This window comes from Enterococcus sp. DIV0800 (assembly GCF_050559735.1).
GTDB classification, from domain to species: Bacteria; Bacillota; Bacilli; order Lactobacillales; family Enterococcaceae; genus Enterococcus_A; species Enterococcus_A devriesei.
Window position 1 is genome coordinate 577,626 of the sequence record NZ_CP187899.1, and the last position, 12,642, is coordinate 590,267.

Here is a 12,642-nt window from a genome sequence, read left to right on the forward strand (position 1 = left end):
CGTATGAAAATCGAAGAAGGCTACATGCCCTATTTAGGGCATCAGACTTATTATCGGATTGTCGGCGAACAAGCTGACAATAAGAAACCATTGATTGTCATGCATGGCGGACCCGGATCAACCCATAATTATTTTGAAGTACTTGATGAAATGGCGGTCGATGGCCGTCAGATCATCATGTATGATCAATTAGGTTGCGGGAAGTCCGCGGTGCCATCTCAGCCAGAGCTTTGGACAAAAGAAACGTGGGTCAATGAATTGATCGCGTTGAGAGAACATTTAGGCTTGGATGAAGTTCATTTATTAGGTCAATCTTGGGGCGGAATGTTAGAGATTATCTATGTTTGTGATTATGCTCCTAAAGGCGTAAAAAGTATGGTACTTTCAAGTACTTTGCCATCTGCGAAACTTTGGGCCCAAGAACAGCATCGGATGATCAAATTCATGTCTGAAGAAGACCAAGCGGCGATCGCGAAAGCGGAAGAAACAGGTGTTTATGATGATCCAGCCTATTTGGCAGCCAATGATCGTTATATGGTTCGCCATGCGGCACCCATTTTTACCAAAAATGATCCTGAGCCGTTATGGCGGGAGAAAGTTCCGGGAACCGAAAGCTATGTCGTAGCTTGGGGGCCGAATGAGTATTCACCTGAAGGAACGTTACATGACTATGATTACACTGAAAAATTACGTGATGTGACGATCCCAACACTTGTAACTAGCGGCACCAATGATTTATGTACGCCGCTTGTCGCAAAAACGATGTATGACGCGATTCCAGAAGCAAAATGGGAGCTGTTTGCCTACAGCCGACATATGCCATTTGTTGAGGAACGGGAAAAATACATGAAGCTGTTGACGGAATGGTTAGCAGCAAACGATTAAACTAGTTGAAGAAAGAAGGAATGATAGTGGAAACAACTCCAGTAAAAAATAAAAAGCCTTTTGGGTTTTATGTCTGTGCGCTCGGCTTTACTTTTGAACGCTGTGCCTTTTATACGGCAAAGTACTTATTGACGATTTGGATTGCAACAACGGCTGCAGCTGGTGGCTTAGGGATGACTAGTGCCCAAGGGGTATCGATGTCAGCTTTCTTCGTTGCTGCGACTTATATCACACCGACCTTCGGTGGATACATCGCTGACTATTGGCTAAGTCCGAGACTTTGCGTGGCTGCCGGAATGATTATGATGGGGGCCGGCTATTTAGTCGCTTGGCAAGCCCATTCGCTACCAATGGTTTGGGTGATGATCATCTTAGTCGCTCTTGGAACCGGTTTGTTCAAAGGAAACTTATCTGGTGTAAATGCCTTGCTTTTCAGTGATGAAAAAGAATTGAATGAAGCCTTTTCAGTTCAGTATTCTTTTGTTAACATCGGTTCATTTATCGGAACGACCTTCTTAGTATTATTATTAAAAGGTTTTGGCTTTAACTTCTTATTTATGATTTGTGGTATTTTATTATTGATTGATGCACTTTGGTTCCTTGGAAACAGCCGTTCATTAGGCGAAGCTGGGAAAAAACCATTTAAAGTTGATCAACGACAATATGAAACAGCCGCTACAAAAGATGATGCGGCAAACACAAAATTGACATCTGGGGATAAAAAACGTATCCTTGCTATTATTTTGGTTACTTTATTCTCTGTCGTTTTCTGGACAGTGTGGTACTTAGCGTATATGCCTGCGTACTTCTACTTTGGTTATGGTGATGGTGCTGGCTTTATTGAACGTGCTAACTGGGTCGTTGGAAGCTTCAAGATCCCTACTTCTTACTTTGACTCAATGAACGCTTTGACTTGTATTGTGTTAGGTCCAGTCTTAGGTCGTTTATGGACGAAGTTAGCAGCTCGCCCTAAAGGGGATATGAGTATGTTTAAGAAAACAGCACTAGGTATGATGTTAGTAGGTATTTCTTACGTGGTCATGGTCATTGCGGATATGATTGGTAATGGTCATACTGGAATCCTTTGGTTGGCATTAGTCAGCCTATTGATGTCAGTCGGTGAAATGGTCTTCTCTCCACTTGGAAACTCATTTATCGCCAAATTAGCACCAGCAAAAATGATGGGACTATTATTAGGTGTTTGGACGATTGCGGTCTTCTTCTCCCAAATGATCTATCCGGTCATTTATGCGATTCTAGAAACTGCGGACCCAGCGAAATTCCAAATGGGTTATGGCATTCTAGCAGCTGTTGTTATCGTATTAGGCTTGATTTTATGGTTCTTTAGTAAATCATTGGACAAATTAGAAACAGCTGAATAATTTTAAACTAAGTCGGCTCTACCCTTCAATGGGTGGAGCTTTTTTTGTAGCTTGACCTCAAAGAGTGCACGTTTTAAAAAGGAATAAAAAGTTGGCTAGTAGCGAGTCATGCAAAACTATTAAAAGAAACGATATGTGTACAAATATACATATGAAAAAGAAGCATAATAAATTATTTATCGATAGATTCAGTTTATAGGATGGTTATTTAATTGATAATAGCTCTCAGTTAAATAACGAGAAACCCAAAATATTAAATCTGTGAAATAACAAATTATATTTTTAAGTGTAAGTTTATTTTTCTACTCATATCCATTTGTGATATGGGATAAATCACTTAATTTACAACAGATGTAATCGCTTTTTAAAAGCGCGAGATTCTTCATTAATTTTTAATTAGAGAATCCAAAAAAATGTGTGATTTGTAAAACTATTCGTCAGAAAATATCAAAAATATCGGCAAACAGCCTTTTATCGCCGATACGAGTGTGCTATCATTTACTTGAACTACGGGTGGCTGATTTGCTCAAGTTCGAACAAATGTAAAAGTGAGGAGGTGAACTAATTTGACACAAATTCTAATACCATTAAAACAACATGTCGGTGCTCCTTGTAAGGGAATCGTCAAAGCTGGTGACCACGTGGATCGCGGACAACTAATTGCTGAACCAAATGGTCTGGGAGCAAACATTCATGCGAGTTTTTCTGGAAATGTCGTTGATGTAAATGGTGAAAATATTGTTTTGGTGATTGATGAAGAACAAGATTTTTCAACGTATGTACCGATTCCTGAAGTGGAATCACACGCAAAAGCGATTGAATCTGCTGGAATTGTCGGTGCCGGTGGTGCAGGCTTTCCAACTTTTTTGAAGCTTGCCTGTGAGATTCCTGAAGGTCTTTTTATTGCCAACGGTGCAGAATGTGAAGCGTTGTTAGCTCATAATGTCAAACAAATGAGTGAACACATTGATCAACTGATTCGCGGAATGAAATATTGTATGGAGATGACTAAAGCGCCAAAAGGTGTGATCGCAGTCAAAGGCAAGCATCGTTTGCTAGTGACACGCCTATTGAAGGCTGTTTCTGAAGATGCAACCTTAGATGTTTATCAATTGCCGGATATCTATCCAGCAGGTGATGAACGAATGATCGTTCGTGAAGTCATGGACGTTGTCTTAGAACCTGGTCAGCTTCCAACAGAAGTCGGTGCGGTAATTGACAATGTTGAAACAATTAAGCGTATCGCGGAAGCAATCGAGGATCGTAAGCCTTTTATTGATAAAGATGTCACTGTTTCTGGACGTGTGAAGCAAAAAGAAACGGTCTTTGTAGATGTGCCAATCGGTACACCGGTCAAAACACTGATCAACAATGTTGGCGGCTATGTCGAACCTCATGGTGAGATCGTCATTGGCGGACCAATGACGGGAAGAAGCGGCGATGAGATGACACCAATCACCAAAACAAGTGGTGGTGTGCTAGTCGCAATGCCGTTCCCACAAGAAAGCCGGAAAGTCGGTCTTTTAATCTGTGAATGCGGAGGCTCCGCTGAACGGATGACTGAAATCGCGAACAATATGGGCGCTGAAGTTGTCGCTGCAGAACGCTGCAAGCGAATGGTAGAAGTAAATGGAAGATATAGGTGTGCCTTACCAGGTATATGCCCAGGTCAAGCCGCGACTGTCATGTCCTTGAAAAAACAAGGCGCAGAAGTAGTAATGACCGGGTCCTGTTCCGATTGAACAAACACCGTCATGGGTGTAGCTCCTAGGTTAGGAGTTCCGGTTTATCATCATACAGATCATGTACTGCGGGCTGATGGGCACAGACTATATCGTAAATTACCTACAAATTAAGAAAAACAATTTAGGAGGAATTAACGAATGTCTATTACAGCAGAAACTGCTAAAGAACATGCCAAAGATCCTGCAGTATTATGTTGCCGTGCAGAAGCGGGCAAAGTGATCGCAGCAGATGATTTAGAAGATCCAGCGATCTTTCCAGATTTAGAGGATTCAGGCTTACTAGAATTAGCTGAGGATACTCTAACAATCGAACAAGTACTTGGTACTACTTTAAAAGAAACAACAGATGCACTGATTCCATTAACAAGAGAATTATTAGATGGTGTTTCTGAGGACACTAAAGAAGAAGCGCCAGCAGCTCCTGCTGAAGACGCAGCTCCGGCTGCTCCAATGGCTCCAGTACCACCAGTTGCGCCAGTCGCACCAGTGGGCGGGCAAACAATTAGAATCCATATCGCTGAAGGACGCGGCATTGATTTAGAAGTACCAATGTCTGTTGCCGGTCAAATGGGTGTCGCTCCAGTAGCAGCACCGCCAGCGCAACCAGTTGAAGGGGCTCCTGCTCCAACACCTGAGGCAGCAGCTCCAGAAGCAAAAGTGGAAGAAAAGGTTGTTCGTTCTGTTCGTCGTGACCATATGAAGATTGAAAAAGTTATCTTCGGCGACGAAACAAAAATCGACGGTACAACGTTAGTCTTACGCAAAATGGAAGATTTGTGCGAAGAAGCAGCAGAGATGGAAGAGCTAGTTGAAAGTGTTACTTTTGAAATCATTACACCAGATAAATACAACGAATATAGTGAAACGATCATGGACGTACAGCCAATCGCTGCTAAAGTTGATGGTGCCGATATCGGCCATGGCGTTACTCGTGTCTTAGACGGCGTTGTCATGGTGCTTACAGGGACCGATGCCAATGGTGTACAAATCGGAGAATTCGGTTCATCAGAAGGCGAATTAGACCGTAACATCATGTGGGGACGTCCTGGTGCACCAGATAAAGGCGAAATCTTCATTAAGACACAAGTGACCATCAAAGAAGGCGCGAATATGGAACGTCCTGGACCATTAGCCGCTCATAAAGCATCAGACTACATTACTCAAGAAATTCGTGAAGCTGTTAAAAAAGCAGACGAATCATTGGTTGTGGAACATGATGAAATCGTACAAACACGCCGGATTGGTAATAAACGCGTGGTCATCGTTAAAGAGATCATGGGTCAAGGTGCGATGCACGATAACTTGATTATGCCAATCGAACCAGTTGGGACATTAGGAGCGAAACCTAACGTCGATCTTGGTAACTTACCAATCATTTTAGCACCAACAGAAGTATTAGATGGCGGGATCCACGCCTTAACATGTATTGGACCAGCGTCAAAAGAAACTTCTCGCCACTACTGGAGAGAACCTTTAGTGCGTGAAGCGATGGAAGATGAAGAAATTGACTTAGTCGGTGTTATGTTTGTTGGTTCTCCACAAGCGAATACAGAAAAGTACTATGTTTCTAAACGTTTAGGAATGACGATCGAAGCAATGGATGTTGACGGTGCAATCGTTACAACCGAAGGATTTGGGAATAACCATATCGACTTTGCTTCTCATATCGAAGAAATCGGCAAACGCGGTATTAAAGTTGTCGGCGACTCTTATTCAGCTGTCCAAGGTGCGTTAGTTGTTGGAAATCCAGAAATGATTGCGATGGTGGACAACAATAAATCAATGCAAGGGATCGAAAACGAAATCTTGTCAAATAACACACTATGTAAAGAAGACGCAATTCGTGATTTAGCAATGCTGAAGACATTAATGGGCGGTGGCACAATCAAGGCTGCTGAACGTAAATGGAACCCAAGCGTAAAAGCCAACAACATTGAAATCATCGAAAAAACCACAGGTAAGAAAATCGACTTAGTCGACAATGAACAAGTCTTACCTAAGAGTAAAAAACGTCAAGAAATTTACGAAGTAGAATAAGGTGAAGTAATGGATGGAATGAACAAACTCAAATATATTTCGACGGAACAGATGTTTGAAGGGATTATCGTGGAACTCCACGATGCCAGTGTGACGATCGATTTGAAAGGTCGTTTGGGCCAACTTAAAATACCACGTCGAATGATCATTTCTGAATATGATTTAGAAATTGGTCAAGAAGTTGGGTTTTTAATGACCTATCCAGAAGTTTTGGCCGAAGAACCTGATGAACATTATAAAACAGCTATTTACGAGCATGAACGTCGTCGGGCCGAGGCCAGAAAAAAACGTGAAGAAGCAAGAGAGGAGAATTAACACATGGGCTTAACAGTCTTTGAAGGGTTACAGTCAGAAATTTTTGTGCCGATTACGCCAAAATCTGTCTTTACCCCTGTAAAAAAAGAGCTTAAAGAAATGCGTGTGGCTTTAGCAACAGCAGCCGGCGTACATTTAAAAACAGATAAACGGTTTAACTTAGCAGGTGATACATCATACCGTGAAGTTCCAGATACTGCAAAAACGGATGAATTAATGGTTTCTCACGGTGGGTACGATAATGCCGATGCGAACCGTGACATCAATTCAATGTTTCCATTGGATCGTTTACACGAGTTAGCAAAAGAAGGATTCATTAAAGAATCTGCACCAGTACACTACGCATTTATGGGTGGAGGTGGGGACCAAGACGCCTTCCACGATGTGACTGGACCTGAAATTGCTCAAAAATTAGTCGAAGAAGAAGTTGACGCAGTCATCTTAACCGCTGGCTGAGGAACCTGTCATAGAACTGCCGTGATCGTGCAGAGAGCTATCGAGGAAGCCGGGATTCCTACTATTTTAATTGCAGCATTACCGCCAGTTGTTCGTCAAAATGGAACACCGCGTGCCGTTGCGCCGCGTGTACCAATGGGTGCTAACGCTGGAGAACCACATAACATTGAAATGCAGACAGGTATCATGAAAGATACACTGGAAGCACTAGTATCAATCGAAACGCCAGGGAAAATTGTTCCATTACCTTATGAATACATTGCCCACGTCTAAATCAAGCAGGTGAATTAAAAAAGTAGCGACTTTTCGTGAGTCGCTTCTTGCTTAATCACCATTTACTTTGAAAGTAGGTGTGTTGATGCGAGGCGAAACATTAAAGATCAAAGTTTTCCATATGGAAGAAGTTACAGTCGGTAACGACTTCCGAATGGAACCCACTCGCTTGCAAATCAAGCAAGACTTTGATTGCGAGGACGCCGCTATTCAGAAGCTGACGATTCGATTGCTCCAACCACATCAGCATAATGTTGAGACCAACACCATCATGGATATCATTCCGATATCCACGAAGGTGCTGGGTGCGTTGGGTTCTGGGATCACGCATACACTTACCGGTGTTTCCGTTGTAATGACGGGAGCAATCGAAGAAGGAGAACAAATGCATGAATTTGGTTCTTCTGAAGGCGTATTGCGTGATCATTTAGTATTGAATCGAGCAGGGACGCCTAACGCAGAGGATTATATCATTTTGATTGATCTTTTAGCGAAAAAGGGGACCCCTTTTAATCGTGAGCTTTGTCTTAAAATGTTTGCAATCGTGGATGAGTTTATGCAAGAAATTCGCGAACGAATGAAAATGCTGGAAGGCAGATCTGCCTGTGAGACCCATGTTTATGAAGAAAAAACGAACCCAGGAAAGCCGAAGGTCGCTTTAGTTAAACAAGTGGCTGGACAAGGAGCAATGTACGACATGCTGCTCTTTCCCAATGAACCAAGCGGCTTCAAAGGCGGAAATTCAATTATCGACATGAACAATATGCCGGTCTTTTTATCAGCTAATGAGTATCGTGATGGCGCAATTCGTTCTATGGTCTAACGTAAATAAGGGATAGGTGGTGGCGTTATGGGTATTGGCCCATCGACAAAAGAAACATCGCTGCATCATTTCCAAGATCCGTTAGTGGACCTTTTAGGAAAGGACCCTGATATTGATTTTCAAGGAGTCGTAGTTGTCGGGACACCGCAGAGTAATGCGATGAAATACTTAGTCGGGCAGCGAACGGCTGCATGGCTGGAGGGTATGCGCACCAATGGTGTGATTGCGTCAACTGATGGCTGGGGCAACTCAGACGTGGACTTTGCGAACACCTTGGAAGAAATCGGTCGGCGAGATATTAGCGTGATTGGCCTTAAGTTCATTGGTACACAAGCGAAATTTGTGGTGGAAAATGACTTTACGAAGCACGTTTTAGATTTTAATAAATCTGAAGCCGGTATCGAAACCGAGGTTGTTGGTGAAAATACGATCAATCAGCGGGATGCAGTAAAAGCGCTTGCGTCAATCAAATTAAAAATGCGAAAAGATAATCAGCAAATCAGATAAACCATCAGTGTCTTTGTTGATACGGATGTAAAAGAACCAAACTGAGTCGCTCTAAAGTTAGAGTTAGTTCCTACTTGGGGCTGCGACTTTTGCTTAATGATACGCGACTCGAAAATCAGATTTATTTTTCCCGAACATGGAAAAATAAATACTTTATGATGAATACGAGGAGGAACATCATGAAAGTATCAAAAATGATCTCAGCAATCGATACCCATACAGCGGGTGAAGCTGCACGTTTAATCATCGGTGGCATTCCCAAATTTCCTGGTGAAACAATGGCAGACAAACGCGCGTATTTAGAAACAGAAGCAGATGATATCCGCAGAATGTTGATGCTTGAACCTCGCGGACACCGTGATATGTTTGGTGCGTTTATTACCGAGCCTGTTCACGAAGAAGCGGATTACGGGATCATCTTCATGGATTCAGGTGGCTACTTGAATATGTGTGGACACAATACGATTGCGGCAATGACTTCAGCGGTTGAACAAGGCTGGGTCGAAGTAAAAGAAGGCGAACGGGAAGTCAAAGTTGTCCAAGATACACCAGCAGGAATCGTTCGCGGAACAGTCCATTTAGATGAAGACTACTCAGCAGAGTCAGTGTCATTTGAAAACGTGGAATCATTCCTTTATAAAGAAAATGTCACCGTGAATGTTCCTGAAATCGGTGAGTTAACAATGGACATTTCCTTTGGCGGTAGCTTCTTCGCAATCTTGCCAGCTGCGTCAATCAATTTAGAGATCAAACCAGAAAACGCGTCTAAATTTAATGAAATCGGTATGATTATTCGTGACGCGGTTAATGAACAAATCGAAATCCAACATCCAACGTTGGAACACATCAAAGAAGTAGACTTGGTTGAATTCTACGGACCAGCGACAAGTCCAGATGCGACCTATCAAAACGTGGTTGTCTTTGGTGATGGTCAAGTCGATCGTTCACCATGTGGAACAGGTACTAGCGCCAAACTTGCCACATTGTATGGCAAGGGTGAAATGAAGGTTGGCGATACCTTTGTTTATGAAAGTATTTTATGTACTAAATTCAAAGGTGAAATTGTTGAAGAGGCTGAAGTAGGCGGCTATAAAGCAATTATTCCGCGAGTATCTGGCTCAGCTTATGTCACTGGATACAACTCATTCTTAGTTGATCCGAAAGATTCATTGAAAGAAGGATTCCTATTAGGGTAGAAATGAAGGAGGGGTAATATGGTAACAGTATTATTAGCGATTTATGTAGTATTAATCTTGCTGCAAACAGTCGTTATGGGGAAAGACTTACTGAAAAATAAAAATAATTTGGGCCATGGAAACTGGTTTGTTTCTGGGGCAATTGGTTTTGTAACCGACTTTTTAGATACCTTAGGAATCGGAAGTTTTGCACCAACAGCGATGTTGTTAGACTTTACCAAACAGTTGGGCCATGACCGTCTATTGCCAGGGACATTGAATGTTGCCCACGCAATTCCAGTATTGGTAGAAGCATTTATCTTTACAACAGTAGTAAAAGTTTCACCAGTTACACTATTTGCCCTAATCATTGCGGCAACCGTCGGATCATTTATCGGATCAAAATTTGTTACAAAACTGCCTGAGAAAAAAGTTCAATTCTGGATGGGCTGGGCTTTGATCATTACAGCTGTCTTAATGGGACTTCGACAAACTGGTATGTTGAATATGCTAGGTGAAGGAAATACCGCAACCGCTTTGACGGGAATAAAATTAGTTATTGGAGTGGTAGTTAACTTCATTTTAGGTGCTTTGATGACGATTGGTGTAGGTTTATACGCGCCGTGTATGGCAATGGTTTATATGCTAGGACTGAGTCCGTTAGTAGCCTTCCCAGTAATGATGGGTTCTTGTGCCGGCTTGATGCCAGTTGCCAGTTTAAACTTTGTCAAAGAAGGCGATTATGCTCGTAAAGTTAGCTTGGCGATTACCATCGGAGGGATTATCGGGGTAATCATTGCTGCGAAATTTGTAACAGGGTTGAATTTGGATATTCTAACATGGATCATTATTTGTGTAATTGTTTACACAGGTGTGACTTATATCCTAAAGAGCCGCAAACCAGCAACTACAGTGGAATAGAAAATAAGTTGGAAACTACTTGCTCGATCTGAGCAAGTAGTTTTTTTGTGCTTAAACCAATTCGTTGTTAAGAAAATCATGAAAATTTAAGTGATTTAAAATTATTTTAGATACTTTGTGCTAGGATGATCAAAGTGATGAAGAAAGTTAAGTTTCTCAATGAGTTAGAACGCTTCCAAGTCACTAGTAGATGACTAAATATACATAGAGAAATAACAATCAAACTGCTATAATAGAACACGTGAAGGATGGTGGAATGCATGGAGTCAGTTCAACAATTAATTGTCTGCGGCGGTTGCAACGCGAAGATCGGACCGGGCAATCTGGGTGAATTATTAGCGGATCTGCCTAAGGCGACCCACGAGGATTTATTAGTGGGATTTGATTCAACCGATGACGCGGCTGTTATTAAACTGCGGGAAGACCTAGCAATTATCCAAACCTTGGATTTTTTTCCGACGATGGTGACAGACCCGTACCTGTTTGGCAAGATCGCGGCAGCGAATGCGCTGAGTGATGTTTACGCGATGGGGGGCGAAGTGTTATCAGCTTTGAATATCGTCGCTTTCCCGGAAGAAAAAGATTTAACGATCTTAAAAGAAATTTTACGCGGCGGTGCGGAAAAAGTACAAGAAGCCGGCGCGATTTTGGCGGGGGGACACTCGATCCATGACCAGTCGGTAAAATACGGCTTGTCGGTGACTGGGACGATCGATCCGAATAATATTTATCAAAACAACACCTGCCAGCTAGGGGATCATTTGATTTTGACCAAGCCTCTAGGTGTCAGCATCATTACGGTGGGCTATAGCGCGGAGGAGATCAGTGAAGAAGCTTTTGTGAAAGCCACCACGAGTATGGAAACGTTAAACAAATATGCGATGACGATCATTCGTAAATATCCCATTACTAGCTGTACTGACGTAACCGGCTTCGGTTTAGCCGGACATTTGCATGAGATGCTGAACGAGCAGTTTAGCGCAGAGCTTGATTCTCAGAAGCTACCGTATTTTGAAGAGGCCTATCAAGGAGCAAAGGAATTTATTTTAACTGCTGGCGGCCAGCGGAATCGTAATTATATGGAAGCTAAAATGGATTTTCAAATCGAAGACTTTGGGATTGAGGAATTATTGTTTGACCCGCAAACTTCGGGCGGTCTTTTGGTTAGCGTCCCGGCAGAAAAGGTTGCGGCCTTAGTAGCAGAGCTGCAAGCAGCGGACATTCCCGCGCAAGATTTTGGAACAGTTGTTGAAAAACAAGAGAAAGAAATAATTGTGCATTAGAGAGGCGGAGAGAGATGTTTAAAATTGATGCGTTAGGCAAGGCTTGTCCCTTACCGGTAATTGAAACGAAAAAGGCATTACGGGAACATGAAGTGGTTGAGACGATCGTGGATAACGAGATCGCGACGCAAAATTTAAAAAAAATGGCGGAGCAACTAGGCTATATTTATCAAATGGATCAAGATCGGCCGGGACATTATACGGTGGTGATTTCTAAAGGAAATGCGGATTTGACTGAGACGGCGCCGCAAGTCGCTGAACCTGTTACGACAGTTGATGATTATATCGTGGTGGTGGATACTAATGTGATGGGTCGCGGCTCGGATGAATTAGGGAAAAATCTTTTGAAGGGCTTCATTTATTCACTGACGGAACAAGATGTATTGCCACAAAAAGTGATTTTTTATAATGGCGGGGTGCAATCGGTAGCAGCTGGTGCAGATTCTTTGGAGGACTTGCAGGGCTTAGCCGAACAAGGCGTGGAAATCTATGCTTGCGGCGCTTGCTTGAACTTTTATGAATTGACTGCCGCAGTCGGTGAAGTAACCAATATGTACCGGATCGTGGAAATGATGCGCCAAGCACCGAAGATCGTGAAGCCGTAAAAATATGTCCTAAAAGGATAAATGAATATTAGTACAAAAAAGGATGCCAGTTTGCCAGTTCCTCTTCACGCTTTAGCGTGATTAGAGGAATGGTATGCGCTATGACAATCGAACTCATTTTTCGATATTTTTGAAAAATGATTTCTTAAATAGGATTTAGCCCTATTATGGTGAAATAGCTGAATGGTATACGGCTTGAGAATCGAACTCATTTTTCTTGAAAAATGAATCCATT

General features: G+C 42.4%; 12 protein-coding genes. All 12 read left to right on the forward strand.

The genetic code is table 11. The features are described from left to right. The first annotated feature begins 3 nt into the window (after positions 1 to 3). Entirely contained in the window at positions 4 to 885 is an 882-nt protein-coding gene (gene pepI, locus IGI54_RS14650) for a proline iminopeptidase (protein WP_071862128.1), read from the forward strand. Positions 886 to 911: 26 nt separating this feature from the next. Continuing rightward, complete coding sequence (locus IGI54_RS14655) at positions 912 to 2,267, forward strand: peptide MFS transporter (RefSeq protein WP_071862127.1); 1,356 nt, start codon at positions 912 to 914, stop codon at positions 2,265 to 2,267. A gap of 566 nt (positions 2,268 to 2,833) precedes the next feature. Beyond that, positions 2,834 to 4,123 carry a proline reductase-associated electron transfer protein PrdC gene (gene prdC, locus IGI54_RS14660; protein WP_276327096.1) on the forward strand — a complete coding sequence of 430 codons (1,290 nt, stop codon included), beginning with the start codon at positions 2,834 to 2,836 and terminating at the stop codon, positions 4,121 to 4,123. 27 nt (positions 4,124 to 4,150) lie between these two features. Beyond that, positions 4,151 to 6,049: a D-proline reductase (dithiol) proprotein PrdA gene (prdA, locus tag IGI54_RS14665; RefSeq protein WP_071862125.1), complete on the forward strand. Its 1,899-nt coding sequence runs from the start codon at positions 4,151 to 4,153 to the stop codon at positions 6,047 to 6,049. A gap of 9 nt (positions 6,050 to 6,058) precedes the next feature. Continuing rightward, positions 6,059 to 6,364: a CBO2463/CBO2479 domain-containing protein gene (locus IGI54_RS14670; RefSeq protein ID WP_071862124.1), complete on the forward strand. Its 306-nt coding sequence runs from the start codon at positions 6,059 to 6,061 to the stop codon at positions 6,362 to 6,364. A gap of 3 nt (positions 6,365 to 6,367) precedes the next feature. Beyond that, a complete protein-coding gene (gene prdB, locus IGI54_RS14675; RefSeq protein ID WP_311901140.1) occupies positions 6,368 to 7,093 on the forward strand; it encodes a D-proline reductase (dithiol) protein PrdB in 726 nt (241 codons plus the stop codon). Positions 7,094 to 7,178: 85 nt separating this feature from the next. After that, entirely contained in the window at positions 7,179 to 7,916 is a 738-nt protein-coding gene (gene prdD / locus IGI54_RS14680) for a proline reductase cluster protein PrdD (protein WP_379947141.1), read from the forward strand. A gap of 27 nt (positions 7,917 to 7,943) precedes the next feature. Then, positions 7,944 to 8,423 carry a glycine/sarcosine/betaine reductase component B subunit gene (locus IGI54_RS14685; protein ID WP_071862120.1) on the forward strand — a complete coding sequence of 160 codons (480 nt, stop codon included), beginning with the start codon at positions 7,944 to 7,946 and terminating at the stop codon, positions 8,421 to 8,423. Between the two features lie 179 nt (positions 8,424 to 8,602). Further along, positions 8,603 to 9,619 carry a proline racemase family protein gene (locus IGI54_RS14690; RefSeq protein ID WP_071862119.1) on the forward strand — a complete coding sequence of 339 codons (1,017 nt, stop codon included), beginning with the start codon at positions 8,603 to 8,605 and terminating at the stop codon, positions 9,617 to 9,619. A gap of 18 nt (positions 9,620 to 9,637) precedes the next feature. Continuing rightward, a complete protein-coding gene (locus IGI54_RS14695) occupies positions 9,638 to 10,519 on the forward strand; it encodes a TSUP family transporter (RefSeq protein WP_311901134.1) in 882 nt (293 codons plus the stop codon). A gap of 260 nt (positions 10,520 to 10,779) precedes the next feature. Further along, entirely contained in the window at positions 10,780 to 11,802 is a 1,023-nt protein-coding gene (selD, locus tag IGI54_RS14700; protein ID WP_430621655.1) for a selenide, water dikinase SelD, read from the forward strand. A gap of 14 nt (positions 11,803 to 11,816) precedes the next feature. Beyond that, a complete protein-coding gene (gene yedF / locus IGI54_RS14705; protein ID WP_430621656.1) occupies positions 11,817 to 12,407 on the forward strand; it encodes a sulfurtransferase-like selenium metabolism protein YedF in 591 nt (196 codons plus the stop codon). Positions 12,408 to 12,642: the final 235 nt, after the last annotated feature.